Annotated in this window: 21 protein-coding genes and 1 pseudogene; 11 read left to right on the top strand and 11 right to left on the bottom strand. The window is 70.6% G+C overall.

Annotated elements, in window-relative coordinates:
- Window positions 1-189: 189 nt before the first annotated feature.
- Window positions 190-1,092, top strand: coding sequence for a hypothetical protein (locus AOQ37_RS40630; RefSeq protein ID WP_062650789.1), 903 nt, complete (start codon window positions 190-192; stop codon window positions 1,090-1,092).
- Between the two features lie 130 nt (window positions 1,093-1,222).
- Here the strand turns inward: AOQ37_RS40630 and AOQ37_RS35360 are convergent, their stop codons facing one another.
- Window positions 1,223-1,699, bottom strand: coding sequence for a carboxymuconolactone decarboxylase family protein (locus AOQ37_RS35360; protein ID WP_062650787.1), 477 nt, complete (start codon window positions 1,697-1,699; stop codon window positions 1,223-1,225).
- Between the two features lie 385 nt (window positions 1,700-2,084).
- On the opposite strand from AOQ37_RS35360, the gene AOQ37_RS35355 reads away from it, so the two are divergent.
- Window positions 2,085-2,294, top strand: a complete 210-nt coding sequence (locus AOQ37_RS35355; RefSeq protein WP_062650879.1) for a hypothetical protein — start codon at window positions 2,085-2,087, stop codon at window positions 2,292-2,294.
- Between the two features lie 323 nt (window positions 2,295-2,617).
- Here AOQ37_RS35355 and AOQ37_RS35350 read toward each other — a convergent pair whose 3' ends face one another.
- Window positions 2,618-3,349, bottom strand: coding sequence for an HNH endonuclease family protein (locus tag AOQ37_RS35350; protein WP_159401426.1), 732 nt, complete (start codon window positions 3,347-3,349; stop codon window positions 2,618-2,620).
- On the bottom strand, window positions 3,346-4,752 hold the full coding sequence (locus AOQ37_RS35345) for an AAA family ATPase (RefSeq protein WP_234437119.1): 1,407 nt from the start codon (window positions 4,750-4,752) through the stop codon (window positions 3,346-3,348). Before AOQ37_RS35345 ends, AOQ37_RS35350 begins: the two co-directional genes overlap by 4 nt.
- A 731-nt stretch (window positions 4,753-5,483) precedes the next feature.
- On the opposite strand from AOQ37_RS35345, the gene AOQ37_RS35340 reads away from it, so the two are divergent.
- The gene (locus AOQ37_RS35340; RefSeq protein ID WP_062650783.1) at window positions 5,484-6,662 is read left to right on the top strand and encodes an AAA family ATPase; all 1,179 of its coding nucleotides are present in this window, start codon (window positions 5,484-5,486) and stop codon (window positions 6,660-6,662) included.
- Between the two features lie 31 nt (window positions 6,663-6,693).
- Here AOQ37_RS35340 and AOQ37_RS40625 read toward each other — a convergent pair whose 3' ends face one another.
- Complete coding sequence (locus tag AOQ37_RS40625) at window positions 6,694-7,125, bottom strand: DUF5958 family protein (RefSeq protein WP_063781222.1); 432 nt, start codon at window positions 7,123-7,125, stop codon at window positions 6,694-6,696.
- 263 nt (window positions 7,126-7,388) lie between these two features.
- Here AOQ37_RS40625 and AOQ37_RS35330 point away from each other — a divergent pair, with 263 nt between their 5' ends.
- Window positions 7,389-7,763, top strand: a complete 375-nt coding sequence (locus AOQ37_RS35330; RefSeq protein ID WP_062650780.1) for a DUF6059 family protein — start codon at window positions 7,389-7,391, stop codon at window positions 7,761-7,763.
- Window positions 7,764-7,852: 89 nt separating this feature from the next.
- Here AOQ37_RS35330 and AOQ37_RS35325 read toward each other — a convergent pair whose 3' ends face one another.
- On the bottom strand, window positions 7,853-8,536 hold the full coding sequence (locus AOQ37_RS35325) for a hypothetical protein (protein ID WP_199825139.1): 684 nt from the start codon (window positions 8,534-8,536) through the stop codon (window positions 7,853-7,855).
- A 247-nt stretch (window positions 8,537-8,783) separates the two neighbouring features.
- On the opposite strand from AOQ37_RS35325, the gene AOQ37_RS35320 reads away from it, so the two are divergent.
- Both AOQ37_RS35320 and AOQ37_RS35315 read left to right on the top strand, forming a co-directional pair.
- Window positions 8,784-9,875, top strand: coding sequence for a polyprenyl synthetase family protein (locus AOQ37_RS35320; protein ID WP_062650778.1), 1,092 nt, complete (start codon window positions 8,784-8,786; stop codon window positions 9,873-9,875).
- 223 nt (window positions 9,876-10,098) lie between these two features.
- Window positions 10,099-10,434: an HIT family protein gene (locus tag AOQ37_RS35315; RefSeq protein ID WP_234437118.1), complete on the top strand. Its 336-nt coding sequence runs from the start codon at window positions 10,099-10,101 to the stop codon at window positions 10,432-10,434.
- Between the two features lie 395 nt (window positions 10,435-10,829).
- Here the strand turns inward: AOQ37_RS35315 and AOQ37_RS35310 are convergent, their stop codons facing one another.
- Window positions 10,830-11,828, bottom strand: coding sequence for a zinc-dependent alcohol dehydrogenase family protein (locus tag AOQ37_RS35310; RefSeq protein ID WP_062650775.1), 999 nt, complete (start codon window positions 11,826-11,828; stop codon window positions 10,830-10,832).
- A gap of 98 nt (window positions 11,829-11,926) precedes the next feature.
- Here AOQ37_RS35310 and AOQ37_RS35305 point away from each other — a divergent pair, with 98 nt between their 5' ends.
- Window positions 11,927-12,937: an AraC family transcriptional regulator gene (locus AOQ37_RS35305; RefSeq protein ID WP_062650773.1), complete on the top strand. Its 1,011-nt coding sequence runs from the start codon at window positions 11,927-11,929 to the stop codon at window positions 12,935-12,937.
- Here AOQ37_RS35305 and AOQ37_RS41600 read toward each other — a convergent pair.
- Both AOQ37_RS41600 and AOQ37_RS35300 read right to left on the bottom strand, forming a co-directional pair.
- Window positions 12,918-13,037, bottom strand: a pseudogene (locus AOQ37_RS41600) (IS5/IS1182 family transposase); the annotation flags it as partial. The gene AOQ37_RS35305 and the pseudogene AOQ37_RS41600 sit on opposite strands and share 20 nt — an antisense overlap.
- Before the next feature lie 12 nt (window positions 13,038-13,049).
- Window positions 13,050-13,250: a hypothetical protein gene (locus AOQ37_RS35300; RefSeq protein WP_062650771.1), complete on the bottom strand. Its 201-nt coding sequence runs from the start codon at window positions 13,248-13,250 to the stop codon at window positions 13,050-13,052.
- 148 nt (window positions 13,251-13,398) lie between these two features.
- Here AOQ37_RS35300 and AOQ37_RS35295 point away from each other — a divergent pair, with 148 nt between their 5' ends.
- Entirely contained in the window at window positions 13,399-15,393 is a 1,995-nt protein-coding gene (locus AOQ37_RS35295) for a tetratricopeptide repeat protein (RefSeq protein WP_159401424.1), read from the top strand.
- Between the two features lie 307 nt (window positions 15,394-15,700).
- Here AOQ37_RS35295 and AOQ37_RS35290 read toward each other — a convergent pair whose 3' ends face one another.
- Window positions 15,701-16,066 carry an STAS domain-containing protein gene (locus AOQ37_RS35290; RefSeq protein ID WP_062650768.1) on the bottom strand — a complete coding sequence of 122 codons (366 nt, stop codon included), beginning with the start codon at window positions 16,064-16,066 and terminating at the stop codon, window positions 15,701-15,703.
- Between the two features lie 1,033 nt (window positions 16,067-17,099).
- Between AOQ37_RS35290 and AOQ37_RS35275 the strand changes: the two genes are divergently transcribed.
- The gene (locus AOQ37_RS35275) at window positions 17,100-17,435 is read left to right on the top strand and encodes a MerR family transcriptional regulator (RefSeq protein WP_062650761.1); all 336 of its coding nucleotides are present in this window, start codon (window positions 17,100-17,102) and stop codon (window positions 17,433-17,435) included.
- A 561-nt stretch (window positions 17,436-17,996) separates the two neighbouring features.
- Window positions 17,997-18,464 carry an SPW repeat protein gene (locus tag AOQ37_RS35270; protein ID WP_234437117.1) on the top strand — a complete coding sequence of 156 codons (468 nt, stop codon included), beginning with the start codon at window positions 17,997-17,999 and terminating at the stop codon, window positions 18,462-18,464.
- 366 nt (window positions 18,465-18,830) lie between these two features.
- Here the strand turns inward: AOQ37_RS35270 and AOQ37_RS35265 are convergent, their stop codons facing one another.
- Both AOQ37_RS35265 and ctaD read right to left on the bottom strand, forming a co-directional pair.
- A complete protein-coding gene (locus tag AOQ37_RS35265; RefSeq protein WP_234437116.1) occupies window positions 18,831-19,178 on the bottom strand; it encodes a cytochrome C oxidase subunit I in 348 nt (115 codons plus the stop codon).
- A 16-nt stretch (window positions 19,179-19,194) separates the two neighbouring features.
- Window positions 19,195-20,901: an aa3-type cytochrome oxidase subunit I gene (gene ctaD / locus AOQ37_RS35260; protein ID WP_062650759.1), complete on the bottom strand. Its 1,707-nt coding sequence runs from the start codon at window positions 20,899-20,901 to the stop codon at window positions 19,195-19,197.
- A gap of 506 nt (window positions 20,902-21,407) precedes the next feature.
- On the opposite strand from ctaD, the gene AOQ37_RS35255 reads away from it, so the two are divergent.
- Window positions 21,408-22,055, top strand: a complete 648-nt coding sequence (locus AOQ37_RS35255) for a hypothetical protein (protein WP_062650758.1) — start codon at window positions 21,408-21,410, stop codon at window positions 22,053-22,055.
- The last annotated feature ends 2 nt before the right edge of the window (window positions 22,056-22,057 follow it).

The following is a 22,057-nucleotide window of genomic DNA, read 5'->3' as shown; positions in this document are numbered from 1 at the left end:
CCCACGCAGCGCAGCGCACCGCAGCGATCGGCAGGCAGCGGCGAACGCTCCCGGCCCCCGGCCACTCCCCGGTCCTTGTACGACTGGGCCCGCCACCCCGGGCCACGCACCGCACCGCAGCCGCCCGCATCCCGCCAGGGCCCCGCCCCGCCCCGTCCCGTCCGCGCACACCCAGCGAAGAAGGCCACCATGACGAGCGTTTCCGTGCCCTTTGCTGAGGCCGGCCCGATCGAGCAGACCCGTGCCGGCATGCTCGCCCTCGCCGAACAGCGCCTGCGCCCCCTCCTCACGCAGCAGCAGGAGACCGCCCGCCACGGCACCGGCCCCCGCCCCGCCCGTGCCGCCGAGGGCGCAGGTCGGCTGGGACCGCTGTTCTGCGTGAGCGGATTCCTGGCCGCGGGCGGCAACCCCGGCGACCCGGTCGCCGTCGACACCTGCGCCGCCCTCGAACTCCTGCACCTGCCCGGCCGCTTCCCCGGCGACCCGGCGAGCACCCATGCCGACCGGCTGGCCGCACGGCTGCCCGCCGCTGCCCGGACGCTGTGGAACGACCTGCGCACCGCACCGCACACCGAACCGCACACCGAACCGCACACCGCACCGGTCACCGGCAGCGGGCCGCACGATCCGCCCGCCGCCGCCGGGAGCGCCCGCCGCACGATCCACCGCCCCCTGCTCCTGGGAGCCCTGCTCGGTGGCCGCCCCGACCTGAGCGCCGCCTTCGACCGCTACGGCCTGGCCCTCGACGAGGCCCTCCGGCTCCGCGACGAACTCATCGCCGTGCACGGCCCCGCCCCCGAGGGCACCGGCGGCCCGGCCGCGCCCCGTCACAGCCCGGCCCTGCTCCTGGCCCTGGCCGCGCAGCGCTCCGCACGCACCGGCGTCCTGCCGGCCCGGGCCCGCAACGGGCATACGGACGCCGCGCTGCTGCGCCGTCTGCTGGACGAGGCCGGCGCGCAGGCCACCGCCGAACGCGGGATCGCCGGTCTGGTCGACAGGGCCTGCGCCGCGCTGGCCACTCCGGCGCTCGGCCGGCCCTGGCGCGAGGAGTTCACCCGCCTCGCCACCCGACTGGCCTACAACGGCCGCTGACCCCCGGAGCACGGCAGGGCGATGTCCCGGAGAACCGCGGCCGGCTCTCCGGGACATCGCCCTGCTGCGCGCCCGTATAGGTGTCGCGTCCGTATAGGTGTGCGATGTGCGACGTGCGGTGTGCCTCGGTCTAGCCGAGCTGCCCGGGCTGGTAGTCGCCGCCGGGCTGGCGGTTGATGACCAGGAAACGGTTGGTGGCGTTGATGAGCGCGATCAGCAGCGTCAGCGCGGTGAGCTGCTCCTCGTCGTAGTGCTTGGCGGCGTTCGCCCAGGCCTCGTCCGTGACGCCGCCGGCTCCGTCGGCGATCCGCGTGCCCTGCTCGGTCAGCTCCAGGGCGGCGCGCTCGGCCTCGGTGAAGACGTTGGTCTCGCGCCAGGCCGCGACCAGGTTGACGCGCAGAGCGCTCTCCCCGTCGTGCGCGAGGTCTTTGCTGTGCACGTCGGTGCAGTAGCCGCAGCCGTTGATCTGACTGGCGCGGAGCATCACCAGGTTCTGGGTGGCCTTGGGCAGGGCCGACTCCTTGATGATCACCATGCTCGCCATGTTGATGTACTTCACGGTCTTGCCTGCGAGCTCGCTGCCGAACAGGTTCAAACGGGCTTCCATGAGGCGTCCCTTGCGTTGTTGACAGTTACACCTCTACGACGGGCCGGCCCGCGCGATTGTGACCCCGCCGAATGTGACGCACGTCTCCCTCGCCGACCCCGCCCGCCCGCCGGTCCCGACGCCCGCCCCACCCGCCGACCGACCCGCAACAGGCCTGCCTGCCCCGGCTGTTCCCCGGGACGGCAGGCCCTTTTTCTGCGTTCGGGCCACCTGGCCCGGCCGCGGGCGAGGACCACTGCACCGCGCTGGAGCCGGCCCGCCCGCAACACCGCCGATCCGGCCGACCAGCCTGCTCCTTTGTGCCATCCGCGGGGGAGCGGGACCCGAGGGACGGCGGTGGCGACTACACCTGAAAAGCCAGGCACTCGTGCGGGAGGGACTGTTCGTGCTGACGATCAATGTGGCGGTGCTGCTGGCGGTCATCATCGTGGTGCGGCTCGGTCGCCGCACCGAGGCCCGCAGTCGCAACGACGAAAAGCTGACGGTGCTCATCGTCCTGGCGTTCGGCGTGGTGGTCGCCCCGACCGCGTTCGGCCAGGGCGTACTGGACGTGGTGACCCAACTCGCCACAGGAGTCAGCGAGGCACGTCCCTGACATACAAAGATTCACCGTCACGGACCGGCATGCACAGCCGGGATCCGGTTCAGGCGCGCGGGGGTTGGAGACGGCGCGATGGCCGGACAGTCGGCGGTTGAGCACCGGCGTCGCCTGCCTGACAGGCCACCGGCCCGCCGCGAGCCGCTGGCGAAGGAAGCGCGTGCCCAATCGGCCTGTGAGGCTCAGCATCGAGCCACAGAGCGGCCTGCGGCCGCAGGCAATGCCGCTTCCTTCGTTGCGGGCTGCGCGATCAGGCGCATCACTGGGCCCGGTCAGGACTCCATCGGCAGGGGAGACCTCGGCATGTGGGCCTGGATCTCTCAGAGACTGTGTAGAGCACGCCAGGCACCAAGAGCAGGGACGGTCCTCTGGCCGACGATGGCCGGCGCAATGCTCGGCTTGAGGCGCGTCATGGCGTGCACGACGTCGATGAAGGGGGAGTTCAGCAACGCCTGCGCCACGCGGTCGGCTTCCCGGTCCGCATCCGGATCACCCTCCTGGCGCAGGCTGTGCCAGTCACGCAGGTTGGAGCAGGCCCGGTCGAAAGCATCCAACCGCCCTGCGATCAGGTCAGGGCGATTGAGGCCGAATACTCTGATCGTCTCTGCACCTTTGCGGGAACCAGAAACGGGCGAGTACACGGCGCTCTTGAGGTAGAGCACCAGGTGGTCGGCAGGATCCTCCGCAGTGGGGTCTACCAGCAGGCAGGTACCGCCTGCGTCCACCGGGTACTGCGACCGCTTGGCGTTGCTGTTGCAGAAGGAGCAGGCCAGCAGATGGTTGGCCCACACGAACGCCCGCAGGGGCGCTCTCTCTATCGGCTCGAAGTGGTCAATATCCGTGGCGCGGCTTTCGTCGCAGTACATGCACCGGACAACACCGCGGGCCATCGACTCCAACGCCACGCGCACATGCCTTTTTGGAGCCTGCGCTGTGCGCCACTGCTCGCGCGCAGTCTCGGCGGTTCCGCCGGCGGCCTCGATAATCTCCGTTCGCCGTGTCAGCAGGCGCTGTGCGTGCGAGGAGACGGGAACTCGTTGAAGCGGGATCACCGGCCCTGCTCCAGCCGGGCCGACACCTCGGCCACCCTGCTTCGCAGTGAACTCGTCAGCAGACTTCCGAGTTCTTGGTACTCCAGGACTTCCTCGTCGGTGGCCGTTTCGTCGTACACCTTGCCCTCGAGCTCCACCAGACGGCGGCGCTGTTGCTCGGCCCGCCCGGAGTAGGGCGTTTCCAGACCGAAGAGCTCCGACAGCACGGCATCGTCTCCGCTGCCATAGACCACGCGCCGGTAGAGGTCCTCAGCGACCACCTGCGGGGCCTGCTGCTCGTCGATTCCGGGAAGCCGGATCAGCCCGCCCTCATCAGCAGCCTGGCAGATGTACGGACTGTGGCTGGTGACGATGAACTGAATGTTGGGGAAGTGTTCCTGTAGCCAGGCGCCGATCTTGCGCTGCCACGTCACGTGCAGGTGCGCGTCCACCTCGTCGATCAGCACCACACCGGGCTGGGTGATGGCCGTCCCGCCGCCGGCAGCCGAAGCAATGTCCAAGTACCCGTAGACCCCGTGGATTTGCCGGACGATGTCCAGTACCAAAGCCGCGACCGTACGGTAGCCGTCGCTCATCTCCTTCAGCGGAAATTGCGGCCCCTCGCGTCCGTCCTCCACCACCCACAGACCATCTGCCGTCACCCGCTTGATCTGGTACCGGTCAGGCAGCAGCCCGTCGCGCAACAGTTCCAAAACCGTGGCCAGCAGCGGTCCGGCCACGCCGCGTTCGGTGTTCTCCTCGTATGAGCGCAGCCGCAGATCGACCAGCCATGCCACTCCCTCGGCCAGCGACGCATCCTCGTGGAAGAGCGTGGCCAGACGGCCGCTGGGCCCCTGGTTGGCCATGAGGCGCTGTGCCTCGCTCGATCCGCCGGTCAGGCGTCTGAAGGGTCCATAGCCAGCACAGAACCAGCCGATCGGGTTGTCTGCCCAGGGGCCACGAGCGCCGCTCTTGCCCTTGCCGGTCAGCGTGTCCATCACCCGCCGTTGGACATGGTCCTGCTCGGCCGGGCGCGTCCACTGCAACCCCAGGGAGATGTCGTCCTGGGGGGTGTTTCCCGGCTCCACGAAGGCGTCAAGACCGGACTGGCCGGTGACGTGGACCTCCACTTCACCCTTCTTGGCGCCGGTGGTGATCCAACCGGTGAAGTCCGGCACCAGCGTGCGCGCGACAGTCGGCCCCCCCAGCGCCAGCGCGATGGCTTGCAGCACGGTGGATTTGCCGGAGCTGTTGCGTCCCGCAAGTACCGTCCAGCCGCTACGCCCGGGCAGGGTGAGGTCGACAACACGCTTGCCGCTGAAACCCTTGATGTTCGTGAGCTGGACCCTCGTGACGTACACCCGCGCCCCGTCTTCCTCTCCGACCGCCGTATCACCCGGCGCGAGCACTCCCGCGTAGGGCACTGACCTCCCTTAGCGTCTCACGCTCCCCACCGCGGACAGCGACGCTCGGTCGCCGTTTTGCAGCGCTGAGCTGCGCCGCAGTGCGGGGTGAGGGGCTGCCGTCGAAGGCAGCTCCTATCGTGGCCGTCGTCCTCCGTGCCGAAAGGCGTACGGGGCCCTCCGGCTCCCGAACAGCAGCCCGCTACCGGTGCGTGGTCGCCGGAAATCGTCACAGACATGCGGCCCCGGGCTTATTGCGGGGCGGCCAGGCGGAGGCGTTTGCCGTCCGGGCGTCTGCCGGGCTCACCATGCATGGAGGCGCAGCCTGCGGTGGCCAGGGCAGGCTCAAGGGCTGTGGAAGCAACGGAGGACCGGGCTCTCGCGCACCGCCGTGCACGAGAGCCCGGGAGCACACCGCCGGTGCCCGTATCCCTCGTCCCAGCGGGTGCTCGCGCGCGGCTCATGACGAATCCGCGCCCTGGGTAATCCGCAGCAGCTGGCGAGATGGATTGGCCTCGGGTGAAGAAAGGTCGGCTGGTATGTGGACGGTAACGCGACGGACTGAGGTCACAATGCGTCCGGGACGTGGCGGCGCAGGCGCTGGCCGTGGTGTGATCGCGCTTCGTCAATGGCGACGGTCCCTGCTGGGGAAGGATGGTGCCCGGCGTAGCCGATACGGACGAGGGAGCAGGGACACACGTGACTGGCCTTGGCACCGAGCGCGGTGACTTCTGCTGGTGCAGTAGGCGTTTATGCTTCTGACGCGTGTGCGGATCGAGAATTTCCGGTCGTTCGCTGTCTGTGATGTCCGGCTTGGGCCGCTGACGATCCTCGCAGGCCCGAACGCGGCCGGGAAGTCGAATTTCCTGGACACGCTGCGCTTCGTCAGGGACGCCTTGCACACGTCGGCGGGCCAGGCTTTGGAGCGGCGAGGCGGCCTGGAAGACGCCCTCCACAGGTCTCCAGCGGGCACGCAGGCCGACTCCTTCCGCATCCGCCTGGACCTCACCGTGCCCGCCCCAGGGCCGGACAGAGCACCGGAAGCGCTGAACGCTTCCTATCTGCTGGAGGTGGGGGCCGATCCGGAGGCGGACGGCATGCCGGCTATCAGGCGGGAAGAACTGTCCTTCCCCGGTAGGCCTGCTCTGTCTGCCCTGCCGGAGTGCGACCAGCAGGCGCGCTCCGACGACTGGCCGGATGACCTGTTCCTGTCCAAGGTCCCTCACCGGCAGCGTGATGCCTACTCGGTCGCCCGGAGCCTGCGCTCCATGCGTTTTTACGAACTGCACACGCCGGTACTGCGGGACATCGACCAGACACGGAGCCGGCGCGGTGACGTCGTGCTCGGGGAACGGGGGGAGCACCTGGCACGGGTCCTGAGCCTCCTGGCCCGGCACCGGCCCTGGGCCAAGGACACTATCGACGGCTACGTCTCCACCATGATCGAGAACGCGGCGGGACTGGACGGCAAGGAGCTTGAGGAAGCCGATCTGGCCTACGTTGTCGGACGCTTCCAAAAGGACGGCAGTCAGAACGACATCGACCGCCGGTCACTGTCCGGCGGCACCCTGCGCCTGGCCGGTGTCCTTGCCGCGCTCTTCCAGTCTGCCGCCCTGGACGGGGCGATCCCCTTCATCGGGATAGAAAGACCCGAGATCTCCCTGCACCCACCAGTCATGGGGGCTCTCTACGACGCACTGGTGGGTGCCGCGCACTACACGCAGGTGCTGGTGACGACGCAGAGTGCCGATCTGCTGGACAGCCCCGCGGCAGACCCGGACCACCTGCTGGTCGTGCGCAGCGACGGCCACCGCAGCACGATCGGCCCGATCGACGAGACCGGCCGCCGCCTGCTCGCCGACGGTGTGCTGACCCTTCCCGAGCTCCTGCGCAGTGGAGAAATGCGTCCCGCAACAGGGGCCGCCCGATAACCAGCCCACACACGAGCCGGAATGGCCGATTCTATGGCGCCCCGGGTGCAGCCGGCAGGTTGTGCCATGCATGCCCGCAGGTGCCTTTGCAGTACGTCTCGCGGCGGCCAGTGTCGGCAATGCCGAACGCGGAGGCAAGGACACGGAACGCCTTGACGTGCTCGGCGGCGGGCAGGTCCGCGAACCCGAAGCGAGGCGAGTCCATGCAGATCATTACAGCGGGGTTGGCCGTGGGCTTCACCCCGGACCGCGCCACCCCCGCACGACCGTCGGCAGATGTAACGTGCGCCTGCATCGCATAGCCAGCGACTTCGCGCAGAACCTCCTGCCGACGTGTCGGGGCGAGGCCAGAGAACCAGCCCACACTCGCGTCCAACGTGCGAAGCCCTTGAGCGGTTTCGTTGACGACCCGCTCGGGCCGCACGCCGGAACGTGAAGCGTCGTCGCTACTCGCTTCGGTCATCGCTTGATGATTTCACGCTGCCGTACAGGACGAAGGCCGGTCTTACCCCAGAGTCGCGCGGGCGGGAACGCGGGGCAGCCCGCTCCCGCTAGCGCCGCAGGGACCCTCACCCCGCGGCTCGCCAGGCACCCCGCAGCACTTGACCAATGACGCCGCCACTGCACGCCACCAGTGCGGGCACTGCTCGTCTCTCGACCGGAACCCGAGTCCCCTCGGGCACTGTGCAGAGCCGACCGAAAACCCCGGGAGCGGAGGCCAAGGACATGGAACCGTCCGCGCGCGACACACCGCACGGCCTGCCGCACCACCCCACGGCCGCGGCACGGGCGAGAGCAGCCGTCGTCCGGCGCTGTGTGCTGCCCGTGTGGCGGTCCCTGAAGGCCTACGGCCTGATGTGCCTGGGACTGGTGGGATACGACGAGGTACCCGGGCCCGGCCGCACCCCCGAGGACGCCTCGCGCGCCCGCGGGGGAGCGCAGCGGCCCGCGGCCGGGCACGGCCCGCTGCCCGCTTGCGCCGGACCACCCCAGGGCCACCCCGAGCGGCTGCGCCCCGACATGCCGCTCACCGCGACGGAACGCGCCCTGGCACGCCAGCTGTCGAGCCCTCTCACCGACAACGACCCCACACCGAGCTGACCGCGGATACCCCGGAGCCCGCGGCCCCGGACCACAGATGCTTGTGTGGGAGCAGGTGGGAATCCCGGACCTTTGGATCCGAGAGGATGTCAAGGGTTCGGCAGTATCACCGGCGCGGGCAGGTCCAGAGCACGGCCGAGGGCTGAGGTGACCGAGGCGGCGTCATCAGGCAAGTGGCGAAGAGCCCAGGCGGCGGCCAGTCGAAGAAAGTCGGTCAGGTCGCGTTCCGTGTGGGTGAGCAGTCGGCGAAGGTCGGTGACGGGCAGCTCGATCACCGGGCTGTCGGCCTGCTCGGCGTCGACGGTCAATCGGACGACTTCGCCGTGACGTTCAGCAAGCGGTGAGGGATCGTGTCCGAAGGAAGCCCAGCCGTCGCCGTCGACGACCTCAAGCCAGTCGCGCCTCTCGTGCAGCCCGTTGCAGCAGCCCGGTAGCAGCGTGGTGCCGGTTGCGGTGTCAGTGACCCGCAGACCTCCCGATGCGAAGAGGTCATCCATGGTGAGCAGCCCGTGCAGGAAGCCCCTGAGCGGTTCGGTGGGCCGCTGCGGGAGCCCGCCGTCCTCGGAGCCGATGGTGTTGCAGTCCGCGATGCACATCAACGCTGTGCCGACCTCGGCCGGAGCGAGTGCGCCGCTGAGCGGCAGGAAATCGTACGACCCGGACCCGGACCCGGACCCGGACCCGGACTCGGCGACGGGCCAGAGGGCAAAGCCGTCATGGGAGCAGATCTCCAGGACCGGCTGTATGAGGATCACCCTGGAAGTCTGCGGCATGCTGCTCGCGCCGTATGGCGATCAACGCGCGAACCAGATGGAAGAAGTCCCAGCGCGCGCCTGCCCGGCGGCCTTCTGCGGTGGGGGGCGGGTATCCGCAGCCCCGAGATGTTCTCGTCGAACGGGTGCCTCTCGGCCGGCCGGTGCGGCTGCGGCAGGCACTCCTGTTGCCTGCACACCCGTGGCGCTCCTTCACGGGCGCCGGGGGCGGCGCGTGCGGTGCCCGGGCGGGTGGAACTCTGGGACGGTGAACGATGCCCTTACCGCCGCCTTGCAGCGCGCGGCCGGCCACCAGCGCCGGTTCGACGCCCGCTTCGCGGCGTACTTCGACTCCCTGACCGGCTCCCAGAGCGGCGCTCTGGAGGTCCCGCCGTACGGCGCGTTCCCCGCCCGTGCGCTGGACCTGGTGCGCGAGATGTCGCTGCGCGGCGGCAAACGCCTGCGCGTGGCCCTGATCCACGAGGCCGCCGCCCTGGTCACCGACGAGAGCGTGCCCGGGCTCGACGAGGCCGCCATCAGCATCGAGTTGCTGCACACCCACGGCCTGATCCACGACGACATCATCGACGACGCACCCGTACGCCGTGGCGGCCCCTCCACCTACTACGCCTACCGCCGCGAGTTCCCCGACCGGCCCGACACCGCCCTCGCCCTCGCCGTCCTCGCCGGTGACCTGGCGGCGTTCCTGTCCGTACGCGTCCTGCTCACCAGCGGCCTGCCACCCGCCCGCGCCCTGGCCATGGCCGCCGTCCACGCCGACGCCGCAGCCGCCGCGACGGCCGGGCAGATGCTCGATCTGGAACGCGACTTCCCTCCCGCCCCCGACACCGAACTCCTGCACGCGGTCACCGAGTTCAAGTCCACCCGTTATTCCGTGCTCGCCCCGCTGCGTCTGGGCCTGCTCGCCGCCAGCGCCGACCCCACCCCCTACGAGGACGAACTGCGCGGTTACGCCACCGCGGTGGGCATCGCCAACCAGATCCACGACGACTGGCTCGACCTGTTCGGCGACCCCGCGCTGCTCGGCAAGTCCGCCGGTTCCGACATCCGTGCCGGACGCCGCAGCTACGCGGTACGGGCCCTGCTGGCCGCCGCCGACGAGACCGAACGCAAGCTGCTGGAGGACGCCTTGGGCGATCCCGGCTGCGACGACGACACCCTCGAGGGCATCCGCCGTATCGGGCGCACCCACGGCATCGACCGGACGCTGCGGGCCGACGCCGACCGCTTCGCCCGGGACGCCGCGGGCCGGGCCGCCGCCTGGCGGGGACGCTGGCGGCCGGACGCCGTGGCGTTCCTCGAACACCTGCCGGCCTGGACCGTGGCACGCGACCACTGACAACAGCCCGCGCTCCCGCCCGCGTTGGGGTGCCGACGGCCCGGCCCGGCGAAAGGCGCCGGCCACCGCCCCGCCCGGCGACAGACCGAACGCCGCCCGGCGGCCACGTGTGCGTCCGGGTGCGGCGGTCGAGCCGCACCCGCGACCAGGCCACCGTCACCCCTGTCGGCAGCACCTGCGCCGCCATCGCGAGCGGGCGCCACGCGCTCTACGATCCCCGTCCATGACGACTCCCGACTGCTACACATGCGGCAAGGAAGCGGAGTTCGACGACCTCCCGCCACGCGAGCGCGTGGCCCATGACCGGCACTGGCGGGTGGCCCACGCCCTTGACACCGCCGTGCCCGGCTGGCTGGTGCTGCTGCCGCGACGTCACGTGGCCGCGGTCCACGACCTCACCCCCGCCGAGGCGTCCGCCCTGGGCGGGTGGCAGGTCAGACTCTCCCGCGCGCTGCGGGGTGTGACGGGCTGCGCCAAGACGTACGTCGTCCAGTTCGCCGAAGCCGAGGGCTTCGCGCACGTGCACTTCCACATCGTGCCGCGTATGGCGGATCTGTGACCGGAACACCGCGGGCCGGGCGTTTTCGAACTGCTGAGGCGACCGGAGCAGGAGCGGGTGACGGCTGAGCAGGCAGACCGGATATCCCGCTCCCTGCGAGTCCGTCTCCGTGGGGATCCGAATGCTCAGTGACCAGATCACGGGATCTGGGCCGGAGCCGGAATCGGCGGACAGCGCCGGGTGGCCGCTGGTGGTCTCGGGCGGCGGGGCGCACGCGAGCCGGCCGGGCGCAGACGGGGGCCGGACAATGCGGCGGCGTTCCCGGCCGGTGTCCGGGACGGGGGAACGGAGTGCTTCAGTGCGCACCCGGCCCGGCAGGGCAGGGCAGGACCGAGGCCGGGCGGCACGGGCTGGGCGGCTTCGTCCGGATCACCGTCCAGCCGCCGCCTGTCGCCCTACAGGGTTACGAGGATCTTGCCGGTGTGCGCGTTGGACTCCATCAGCCGGTGCGCGTCGGCGACGCGGTCCAGCCCGTCGAAGGTCTCGGCGATCACGGGCGTCAACGTGCCGTCGGTCAGTCCCGAGCCGATGTATGCGGCGGCGCGCCGCCGGAGGTCGGAACGCTCCACGAGAGTGCCGTTGTCGTACATGTGCACCGTCTGGGGCCAGTTCAGACCCAACTGCGCCGGACAGGGGTCGAGCCAGCCGTACAGCACCGCCGTGCCGCGGGGTGCGAGGGCATCGCCGAGGGCGGCGAAGCCAGGACCGCCGATCGCGTCGAAGACGATCTCCGCTCCCTTGCCCCCGGTGATCCGACGGACCTCTGCGACCAGGTCCTCGGAATCCGTCGCGATCACATGGGCCGCGCCGAGCTCCGAAAGCCGCTGCCGCTTCCGCGGGCCGCGCGTGGTGGCGATGGGGATCGCGCCGTGCCGCAGGGCCGTCTGTATCGCGGCCGTGCCGACCCCGCTCGACGCGCCGGTGATCACCACATGGTCGCCGGGGACCATCCCGGCGGTCTCCACCAGCCCGCCGTATGCGGTGGTGTACGTCAGCCAGGCCGCCGCCGAGGTCACGGCGTCGGCGCCGGCGGGGCGACGCACCACCGACTCCTGCGGCAACACGACCCGCTCGGCGTGCACGCCGTGGACCCCGAAGTCGAAGTTGGCCGCGGCCATCACCGGGTCGCCAGGCACGAAGCCGGTCACGCCCTCGCCGACCGACTCGACGACCCCGGCGGCCTCGTAGCCCAGTCGTGAGCCGGGCAGGGTGGGGCGGTAGTAGTAGGTGCCCGAGCGGAAGAGGGCGTCGGCGCGGTTGAGGCCGATCGCGTCCACGCGGAACAGCACCTCCCCGGGGCCGGGCGGGCCGAGCGGCACGTCCTCGACGCGAAGCACCTCGGGACCGCCGAGTTCGTGGAAGAGAACCGCCTTGGTGTGAAGGGAAGCCGTCATGGAGACGACGCTACGTATCAGCCGTGAGACGGTCCATGTCGCAATGTCTTCCCTTACTGTCCGATCGTCTCGCAGAGCGCCTGCCGTACGGTTCGAGCATGGATGTGCTCAGCGACGCGGTCGCCGCCATGCGCACGGGACGACCGCACTCCTCCCGCACGGCGCAGACCGCTCCATGGGGCGTACGGTTCCCCGCCTCGCAGGGCGCCGGATTCCACGTCGTACTCCAGGGCACGGCCTGGCTCCTGCGCCCCGGGCAAGCCGCTCCCGTAGCCCTCGGGTCCGGCGACGTGGTCTTCCTGCCGCACGGCTACGGGCACGCCCTGGCCGACCATCCCCACACTCCCCTGGAGGACTTCGCGCTGGAGCCGGACGGATCGTGGCCGGTGTCGCCGGATCCCGGCCCCGGTCTGTACGACGCGCACACCGTGCTGCTCTGCGGCGCCTACCAGTTGAACCGGTCACGGGCGCACCCGCTGCTCTCGGAGCTGCCTCCGGTCGTCCACATCCGGTCCGGGGTCGGGACACACCACGGCCTCCGGTCCGCCCTGGACCTGCTGGGCGCAGAACTGGCGCACCCGCACCCCGGCTCCGACGCGATCGTCTCCGGCCTCCTGGACACGCTGTTGGTGTACCTGCTGCGCACCTGGTGGCTGGGCACATCGGCGCAGGGGCGGGAGGCGAAGGGCTGGGCGGCAGCCCTGCGGGACCCCGCGGTGACCGCCGCACTGCAAGCGATGCACTCCGACCCGGCCCTGCCCTGGACGGTGGGCGGGCTCGCCTCCCGTGCCGGCCTGTCCAGGGCGGCATTCGCACGCCGCTTCACCGCCCTGGTGGGCAGACCACCCCTCGCCTACCTGACCTGGGTGCGCATGACGGCGGCAGGCCGACTGCTGCGCTCGGGCGACACACCGCTGCGCGCCGTGGCGGAACACGCCGGCTACACCTCGGAGTTCGCCTTCGCCAAGGCGTTCAAGCGCGAGTACGGCATCCCGCCGGGGAAGTACCGTCAGCGTCCCGCGGTGGCCGCCGGCCGCCGGGAAGTTTCGTTGGATCACCGGGCGGACCGGACGAAGATGCCCGCGACGTGCGGTCCGGCACGTCGGTGAAGGCCGGCGCACCGCCGGCCTGTCCTGCGGTGAGAACGGATGCGGGAGGCCGGCGGTTGCCGTCGGCCGCGAGGCGGATCTTCGTGGTCAGTGCGCCGCGGCACGAAACTGCCTAGGGGCGCAGCGCGGCGAGGGCGGTGGTGAGGGCAGCGGCCAGGGCGAGGACGGTGGTGAAGGCGCCGGCCGCACGAGTCAGGGCTGTGGGGTAGGAAGCGCCGTCCAGGCGGGCGAGCTTCGCGGTGGCTGCGCCGGCCAGCGCTGCGATCACGACGACGATCGTGCTTGCCAGGACGACAACGGCGGGTGTGGGCACGGCATTCTCCTTGCCTGGAGGCGGTGTTGACGGGCAGGGCCGACCATCGCGGAGAATGTGTGCGCCGTTGTTCTGCCGGTGCAAGACGAACACCGGCGAACACGGTGGAACGAGGGGTGAGTTGGTGCGGGAGCAGGACCGGCAGCGTGTGGCACGCGCCGAGATGAACACCCTTCTCGCGGACGCCCTCGCGCACTCGGGGCTGGGCAAGGCGCAGCTCGCCGCACGGTCCGGGCTGGGCCGCACGACCGTGCACGCGGCGTTCCGCGTGGACGGTCCGCCGGTCTCGGCGCCCACGCTGGTGGCACTGGCCCGGCAGTTGAGGTTACCGGTGGAGCGTCTGCTGGCCCTGCACAGGATCGCGGCCGGTGAGGCGCCGGCGCAGGAGCAGCAGGAGGAACTGGGCAAGCCGATCGCGCAGTGGGACGCCCACACCCTGGAAGTCCATCCCGCCGGGCTGGCCGACCCCGCTGCCCCCGGTGACCGCATTCCGCTGTCCGGCTACATCACCCGCGATCACGACCTGACGCTCGGACGGGCCGTGCAGGACGCGCTGGCGGGGAACAGCAGGATCGTGGTGGTCGTGGGAGCGTCCTCGACGGGGAAGACCCGTGCCTGCTGGGAAGCGGTCCAGCCACTGGCCGAACACGGATGGCGGCTGTGGCACCCCTTCGCCCCCACCCGCAGCGAGGCCGCCGTCACCGGACTGCGGCGCGTGCGGCCCCACACGGTGGTCTGGCTCAACGACACCCAGCACTACGTCGGCGATCTGCGCCACGGCGAAAGGATCTCCGCTCTCGTCCATGATCTGCTCACCCGTGACGCGAGCACCCCCGTCCTCGTCCTGGGCACCCTGTGGCCCGAATACGCCGTGCAGTACACGGCTCTGCCCTCCCCGCTGGCCCGCGAAGGCGATCCGCACTCCAGGACACGCGAACTGCTCGCCGCGTCCTTGCTCACCATCCCGGCCGTCTTCACCGAACAGGAGCGCAGCCGGGCAGCCGCCCTCGCCGAGAGCGGCGACCAGCTCCTGGCCGACACCCTCACCCGTACCGGCAGCGACGGCCGTGTCACCCAGGACCTGGCCGGTGCTCCCGAACTCCTGCGCCGTTACGCCCAGGCGACTCCGGCGGCCCGTGCCGTCATCGAGGCGGCCATGGACGCCTGCCGGTGCGGCATCGGCACCCCCCTGTCGGGCGCCTTTCTCGCCGAAGCCGCGGCAGGCTACCTGGACGACCACGATTTCGACCAGCTTGCCGGTGACTGGGAAGCCCAGGCTTTCCACGAGCTCACCCGGCCCGTGCACGGCAAACACGCCCCGCTGCACCGCACCCGCCGCCGACGCGGCACGGCGCCCGGCACCCCACCCGCGTCGGAGGAGGACCTTGTCGGCCACGACCCCCGCTACCGGCTCGCCGACTACCTCGAACAGCGTGGCCGCCGCGACCGCCGCGACCTCACCCCGCCCGATGCCTTCTGGCACGCCGCCCACACCCACCTCACCCGCGCCGACGACCTGATCGAACTCGCCCGGGCCGCGCAGCGCCGCGGTCTGGACGAGTGGGCGTCCCATCTGCGCTTCCGGGCGGCCGACCTGGGCGACGTCAACTCCCTGTACGTCCTTGCCCTGGCACGGGAGAGAGCAGGCGATCTGTCCGGAGCGGAGACCCTCTACCGGCAGGCCGGCGCGTTCGGTGACAGCGACGCCCTGCACGACCTGGCACTGATGCTGGAACGAGCCGGCCAGAGTGAGCACGCGGAAACCGCGGCCCGGCAGGCGACCTCTGCGGGAAGCATCGACACCTTCTACGACCTGGCCCGTATGCGGGAAGTCGGCGGCGACATGTCCGGCGCGCGCCGCCTGTACGGCCAGGCGGCCGCCGCCGAGGGGGCGGCCACCCTGGCCGCCGCCGCGCGGCGCCGGGAGAAGGACGGCCACTGGGCCGTGGCCGAGGACCTCTACCGGCAGGCCGCCGACGCCGGCGACGTGTCCGCGCTGAGCGGGCTGGCCCGCCTCCAGGAGCGGGCGGGCGACCTCGAGGGCGCCCTGGCGTACTTCCAGCAGGCCGCGGATGCCGGTGATGTCACCGCCGCCTACGACGTGATGCGCGTCCGGCGCGCACGCTCCGAGCAGGACGGATAGCGGCCGGCCCCGTGTCCTGCACGGCCGACGACGGCCGAGCAGGGTCGGTACGGCGCACAGCGCGGAGCCCGCCCGGCAGCCGGCCGGGAGCACGGCGGCACGCAGCGCTGTGCGTGCGGTGCGTTCCTGGACGGCCTCACCGCACGGGAGGTGTTCGGCCCGGTTCCAGACCCGCCGGTGCGAAGAACGCTCGCCGGGCGGGAAGCGGATCTCATGCTCTTTTACGGGGTGCCCGGGAACTCCTCCGTCCTTGATGACGGCTCCGGCGGGGGAGTGGCATCATCCGCACAGCGATCACGGGACGGGGTCAGGACTTCAGGGCCTCCTCGACGCTGGGATGGCAGGCAATGATCTCGTCGACACCGACCAGGTGCAGCAGACGCACGATGGACTGCGGGGCGCCGGCGATGCGCAGCCACCCCTGAGCGTCGTTCACACGACGACGGGCGTTGACGAAGACGTTGATGCCGCTGGAGTCCATGAAGGTCACATCACTGAGGTCCACCACGATCCGGGGCGGCGGCGCGCCGTCCTCGGCCTCCAGCGCCTGGCCGAGGACGGCCTTGCCGTCGTGGTCGATCTCGCCGTGCACGGTCACCACGAGGATCCCGTCGGTCACTTCGGACTGGAGGGAGAGCCGTCCCGGCCGCTCCTCTTTCCGGAGATCGCTCATGTCTGCCCGCCTGCGTCCTGGGCGCAGCCGGCGCCCGCATCGTCCACGCACGCCACCACGCCGCCGCCTTCCTCGGCCGGACCCTCGCCGGCCATCGCCTGCCGGTACCCGCTCGCGCGGGGGACCTCACCCGGTTGGCGGGCGGCGATCCGGCGGCCAACACTCGCGCGGACGCTCACGGCCCCGTGCTGATCCGGGCACCTTGCGTCACGCGTGCGCCGACCGGTCCTCATCGCCCCCTCCGCCTCCCTCGGCCCTCTGGAGAGCTCTGCCCTCCCTCTGCCGTCCGGGACCATATCTCACCGTCCAGCATCGAAAATCTATGATGACGAGAGTAGACATTGGTCGGTGATCTGGTTATGGTTTCTCTCGTAGCCAGAGAGACCGAAGGGCCCGGCAGACACGAACTGCCGGGCAGCAGTACCGCAGTTGCAGTCGCAGGACGGTGCGGTGGTGGAGTTTCGAAGCCAGAGCGTGTGCAGGACGGCGACGGGACTGACGACCGGACCGGGTGGCCCGCGGTGATCAGGGGCCGCCGTGAGCAGTACCGCAGTGGCAGTACCCAGCAGCGAAGTGTGCAGTACCTCGGTGAAGGCGTCGGCTGCGGGCGCGCGCACCGAGAGGTTCGGCCGTGGGGTTCCAAGCCGGAGCAGATGCAGGACAGGCGACGGAGCCGGCTGCCGGAGGTGGCGCTCGGTGAGGCCACCAGCAGTTCGCATCACCAGCAGTACGCAGTACCGCGCTCGATAAGTGATTGATCACCGAGGGAAGAACGGAGGAGCCGAACGCCATCAGGATCGCCCGGGCGGAAACTCTGAGTCCGGGTACCGCAGGACATCGATAGTGAGGTGGTCTCCGGTCACGCAACCGCGATCCCGGCATTCCCGGCAGCATTTCGGCCGGGTCTGCGCAGACAGAAGGCCGGCGCAGCAACAGGGCCGGCAGATGGTGTAGCAGTTCCTTCGGGCCCTGGCGCCGTACGGCGCCAGGGCCCTCCGTATGTTTTCTCCGCGTGTTCCGCAGAGAGGTGCAAGTGACAGCAGACGATTCATTCAACCGCCTCGACGACGATGACTACCCCGCCTACACCATGGGCCGGGCCGCCGAGATGCTCGGCACCACGCAGGGCTTCCTGCGCGCCCTCGGCGAGGCCCGCCTCATCACCCCGCTGCGCTCCGCGGGCGGCCATCGCCGCTACTCCCGCTACCAGTTGCGGATCGCCGCCCGCGCCCGGGAGCTCGTCGACCACGGGACCCCGATCGAGGCCGCCTGCCGCATCATCGTCCTCGAGGACCAGCTGGAAGAAGCCCAGCGCATCAACGCCGAATACCGCCGCCGCGCCGCACCCCGGCACACGGCCGGCATCTGACCCGCGGCCTCCGGCGGCGACGCGCGCAGCGGGCGCCGCCCTGCTGCCCGCCTCCCGCGACCTCGCGATGCCGCCGCACTCTCCCGCCGAACGCAGAATCAGGGCGCGTGATCGCCGAAGACGCCCAGCCGCCTGCGCACGGACAAAACCCTCGCCCCGGCCCGGCACCACACCCCGCGACCCACACTCCGCGGCCCACACACGGCGGCCCTGCGGCGCGGGCGGCCCGCGCCGGGCCGGGCCCCTGCTGTCGGCGTACTCCTGCCGCGCGGCCGTCCGCTCGGGCAGCGGCTCTCTTTTCCCGGTTCCCGGCCTTCGGTCCCGTGCGGCAGGTGCCGCCGGTGATGTGGTGCGCGCCGTCTGGCGGTGAGGGCCGGCCACGCCGTCGGGCGGCGCTCCAGGGATCGTGGCGCAGGGGCCGGCTCCAGCGCCGGAAGTGCGCCGCGGGCCGCTCGCCCCGCAGTGCCTTCGGACTCGGGCGGTCCGGCGACGGTTATCCCGTCCCCGGGGGGTACCCGACCTTCACGTAAGGCACATAACGGGCAAAGTGGAGGTATCGGCATGACGACACGGCCCCAGTCGGACATGGCAACGCATCCCGACATCCTCGCCATGCGCAATCGGCACGAGATGGCCGAGCGTGTCGCGACTACTCCGAGGGCACAGGCCGTCGAGGCCATGGCCCTGATCACAGGCCTCTACCTGGCGGCCTCACCGTGGATCGCGGGCTTCAACGAGTTCTCCACCCTGGCGGTCAACAACCTGATCGTCGGCATCGCCTACGCCCTGATCATGAGCGGCGGCTTCGGCCGGGCGTACGAGCGGTCGCACAGCATGGCGTGGGCCGCCTGCGCGCTCAGCGTGTGGACGATCTTCGCACCCTGGGTGGTAGCGGGTGACGTCAGCACCACCAGGACCATCGTCAACAACATCATCGTCGGCGTGATCGCGCTCATGATGGCCCTCATGGCCGCGGCAGCCGCCCGCCCCGTGGATCAGTCGTCCGGCGACCGCTCTGTGCAGAGGTGATCGCCCTGCTGTCCACAGACCGTGGCGCTCGTCACCGGTGTCCGGCCCCCCCCGGCCAGCGGGACGGTGAGCCGCCGGTGAGCCCGGCCGGCCACAGCGCCGCGGTCTCTGCCCTCTCCAAGCCCCAGCCCATCCGCCGAGGAGCCACTGCCCGGTGCGCATGACGGCCACCACCGCTCCGCTCGGAGCCACAAGCACCCGCATCTGTCCCGCACGCTCTGGCGTCGTGTCAGAAGCCGGCGGGACGCCGATGACCTCGCAGCTGCCACCGGGCGCCGGCGCCGGTACAGAGCGCGGCAGGCGGACGGTGCGGCCGACAGGCGCTCCGGTGCCCTGCCCGCGGCGCCCCGCTCATGGCCGCTCCCGTCAAAGCACCGACAGCAAAGTGGCCATCGCCGTGAGGAGGACCGCGTTGGCAGTCAGTGCCAGACCCAGGCAGCGGCGCCGCAACTGCTGGTAGCGGTGTTCGTACTCGGTACGCAGGGACCGGCTCCGGGCCGCGATGCGCTCGAGGTCACGTCGGGTGCGCCGCAGACTGTCGGCAACGTAGTGGCATTCGATCTCCGCGCGCTGTGACGTCGTCAGCCACTCCATCGGCCGGACGAACTCCTGTGCCCGCTGCTCCGCTTCGGCGACCCTGGCCTGCCACAGCAGGTACCCCTCCACCATGTTGCCGAGTTCGCCGGCGGCTCCCCGCTCCGGCAGACCGCTCACCGCATGCCCCGCCCGCTCATACGCGGACGCCGTGGGCCTCAGCCTCGGCGATCGCGATGTCGGGGTGGTGCAGGTCGAACGCCGGGGACTCGCTGCGGATCCGCGGCAGGGTGAGGAAGTTGTGGCGCGGCGGCGGGCAGGAGGTCACCCACTCCAGGGAGCGGCCGTAGCCCCACGGGTCGTCGACGCCGACCGGCTTGCCGTAGCGGCTCGTCTTCCACACGTTGTACATGAACGGCAGCATCGACAGGCCCAGGACGAAGGAGCTGATCGTCGAGATCGTGTTCAGGGCGGTGAAGCCGTCGACGGCCAGGTAGTCGGCGTAGCGGCGCGGCATGCCCTCGGCACCCAGCCAGTGCTGGACCAGGAAGGTGCCGTGGAAGCCGACGAACAGCGTCCAGAAAGTGATCTTGCCGAGGCGCTCGTCGAGCATCCTGCCGGTGAACTTCGGCCACCAGAAGTGGAAGCCGGCGAACATCGCGAAGACGACGGTGCCGAAGACGACGTAGTGGAAGTGCGCCACCACGAAGTACGAGTCGGACACGTGGAAGTCCATCGGCGGCGAGGCCAGGATGATTCCGGTCAGACCGCCGAAGAGAAACGTGACGAGGAAGCCGGCCGCCCAGAGCATCGGTGTCTCGAAGGACAGCGAGCCCTTCCACATCGTTCCGATCCAGTTGAAGAACTTCACGCCGGTCGGTACGGCGATGAGGAACGTCATGAAGGAGAAGAACGGCAGCAGCACCCCGCCGGTGACGAACATGTGGTGCGCCCACACCGTCACGGACAGACCGGCGATCGAGATGGTCGCGGCGACCAGACCCATGTAGCCGAAGATCGGCTTGCGGGAGAACACCGGGATGATCTCGGTGATGATCCCGAAGAACGGCAGCGCGATGATGTACACCTCGGGATGGCCGAAGAACCAGAAGAGGTGCTGCCACAGCAGGGGGCCGCCGTTGGCGGCGTCGAAGATGTGGGCGCCGAACTTGCGGTCCGCCTCCAGGGCGAACAGCGCGGCCGCCAGGACCGGGAAGGCCAGCAGGACCAGGACACCGGTCAGCAGGACGTTCCAGGTGAAGATCGGCAGCCGGAACATCGTCATGCCGGGCGCGCGCATGCAGATGATCGTGGTGATGAAGTTGACCGAGCCGAGGATGGTGCCGAAGCCGGAGAAGGCCAGACCCATGATCCACAGGTCGGCGCCGAGACCCGGGGTGCGGACCGCGTCCGACAGCGGGGTGTAGGCGAACCAGCCGAAGTCGGCCGCGCCCTGCGGGGTGAGGAACCCGCCGACCGCGATCGACGAGCCGAACAGGTAGAGCCAGTAGGCGAACATGTTCAGCCGCGGGAAGGCGACGTCCGGCGCGCCGATCTGGAGCGGCATGATCCAGTTCGTGAAGCCGGCGAACAGCGGCGTCGCGAACATCAGCAGCATGACCGTGCCGTGCATCGTGAACGCCTGGTTGTACTGCTCGTTCGAGACGATCTGGATGCCCGGACGGGCGAGCTCGGCGCGCATGAGCAGCGCCATCACACCACCGATCAGGAAGAACCCGAACGACGTGGTCAGGTAGAGCGTGCCGATCGTCTTGTGGTCGGTGGTCGTCAGCCACTTCACCACCACATTGCCGGGCTGCCTGCCCCGGACCGGCAGTTCGTTCTGGTACGAGTCCTCGGCTGCTTTGGCACCGTGGGGCTGGGGTTCGTCGAGGATGCTCACAGGTCGTCCGTCTCTCGATGCTCGCGGTTAGCTCACGCCATGACGTCAGCTATCCGCCATCCTTGCGGCGCGAGGGCGGCACCCGCGCCCACCCAGCGGCCGACGAGCGGCCGATCGCGTGACTGATGCACCCGGACGGAGCAACTGTCCGCTCCTTGCCGGAGCCCCACGTTGACATCGCGGACGCGAAACTCCCCTGAGGGCGAAGCGTTTTGCGCGAGGCGTTCCCGGTGACCGTCGGCCTCTCCCGGGCTTCCGTCGGCTGTCGCAACGGGTGGAAGCGCTGCCGGTGTGCGGACGGGGCCGCCGTGGACGGGCGGGCGGTACATCCCCTGTGCTGTGCCGGAGGTCCGCACGCTGTTCTGTCCTCGCGTGCGGGGGAGGGTGACAGGGGGAGCGTCGCCCGCCACGATTCCTACGCATAAAGGGTGTAAAGGCTGTCAAATCAGTCACTCGTGTACATATCTGACGAATAGCCGTATGGCGTTGCGCGGAGGAGTGAGCTGATGAGTGAGGCAGCGCAGGACACCACACGAGTGCAGCAGGCCGGTCAGACGGCCAGAGCGGAGGCGTCGGCCACCGCCGATCAGGCCCAGCAGGCCGCGGGGCAGGTGGCGGGTACAGCCGCGGAACAGGCCAAAGCCGTGGCCGGGGAGGCGCGGCAGCAGGCCGGCGTGGTCGCCGACGATTTGCGCCGCCGCGCGATGGACGAGGTCGAGGGACAGACCCGGCGGGCTGCCGGGGTACTGCACCAGTGGGCGGACGACCTGGCGGGACTGGCCGACAACGCGCCGAGCGACTCGCCTGCCCGCAGCCTCGCGGCGCAGGCCGCCGACGGCGGGCACCGCACGGCCGACTATCTGGAGAAGCAGGGAGTCGACGGCGTCCTGTCCGATGTGCAGAGCTTCGCCCGCCGCCGTCCCGGGGCCTTCCTGGGCGGTGCCCTGCTGGCAGGGTTCGCCGTCGGCCGGATGGTGAAGGTGGCGGCCAAGGCCGACACCTCTTCCGGGACGCAGCACGCAGCCCTCGGCACTTCCGCTCCTTCGCCGGGCGCCCCGCAGGAGCCGCCGGTGCCGGCCATGTCGCCCGCCGTGCCACAGCCCCTCGCCACGCCCGCGGGCGACGCGCCGGGCCGACCGGGTCCGGGGGTGTGAGC

It is taken from the genome of Streptomyces maremycinicus (genome assembly GCF_001184025.1).
Classification (GTDB): domain Bacteria; phylum Actinomycetota; class Actinomycetes; order Streptomycetales; family Streptomycetaceae; genus Streptomyces; species Streptomyces maremycinicus.
The sequence above is the reverse complement of the archived record's forward strand: the minus strand, read 5'-3'. Positions and strand labels throughout refer to the sequence as shown.

Coding starts and splice junctions, on each gene's coding strand:
- AOQ37_RS40630 (WP_062650789.1), top strand. CDS start 190: ATGACGAGCGTTTCCGTGCCCTTTGCTGAGGCCGGCCCGATCGAGCAG.
- AOQ37_RS35360 (WP_062650787.1), bottom strand. CDS start 1,699: ATGGAAGCCCGTTTGAACCTGTTCGGCAGCGAGCTCGCAGGCAAGACC.
- AOQ37_RS35340 (WP_062650783.1), top strand. CDS start 5,484: ATGCTTCTGACGCGTGTGCGGATCGAGAATTTCCGGTCGTTCGCTGTC.
- AOQ37_RS40625 (WP_063781222.1), bottom strand. CDS start 7,125: ATGACCGAAGCGAGTAGCGACGACGCTTCACGTTCCGGCGTGCGGCCC.
- AOQ37_RS35330 (WP_062650780.1), top strand. CDS start 7,389: ATGGAACCGTCCGCGCGCGACACACCGCACGGCCTGCCGCACCACCCC.
- AOQ37_RS35325 (WP_199825139.1), bottom strand. CDS start 8,536: ATGCCGCAGACTTCCAGGGTGATCCTCATACAGCCGGTCCTGGAGATC.
- AOQ37_RS35315 (WP_234437118.1), top strand. CDS start 10,099: ATGACGACTCCCGACTGCTACACATGCGGCAAGGAAGCGGAGTTCGAC.
- AOQ37_RS35310 (WP_062650775.1), bottom strand. CDS start 11,828: ATGACGGCTTCCCTTCACACCAAGGCGGTTCTCTTCCACGAACTCGGC.
- AOQ37_RS35305 (WP_062650773.1), top strand. CDS start 11,927: ATGGATGTGCTCAGCGACGCGGTCGCCGCCATGCGCACGGGACGACCG.
- AOQ37_RS35290 (WP_062650768.1), bottom strand. CDS start 16,066: ATGAGCGATCTCCGGAAAGAGGAGCGGCCGGGACGGCTCTCCCTCCAG.
- AOQ37_RS35270 (WP_234437117.1), top strand. CDS start 17,997: ATGACGACACGGCCCCAGTCGGACATGGCAACGCATCCCGACATCCTC.
- AOQ37_RS35255 (WP_062650758.1), top strand. CDS start 21,408: ATGAGTGAGGCAGCGCAGGACACCACACGAGTGCAGCAGGCCGGTCAG.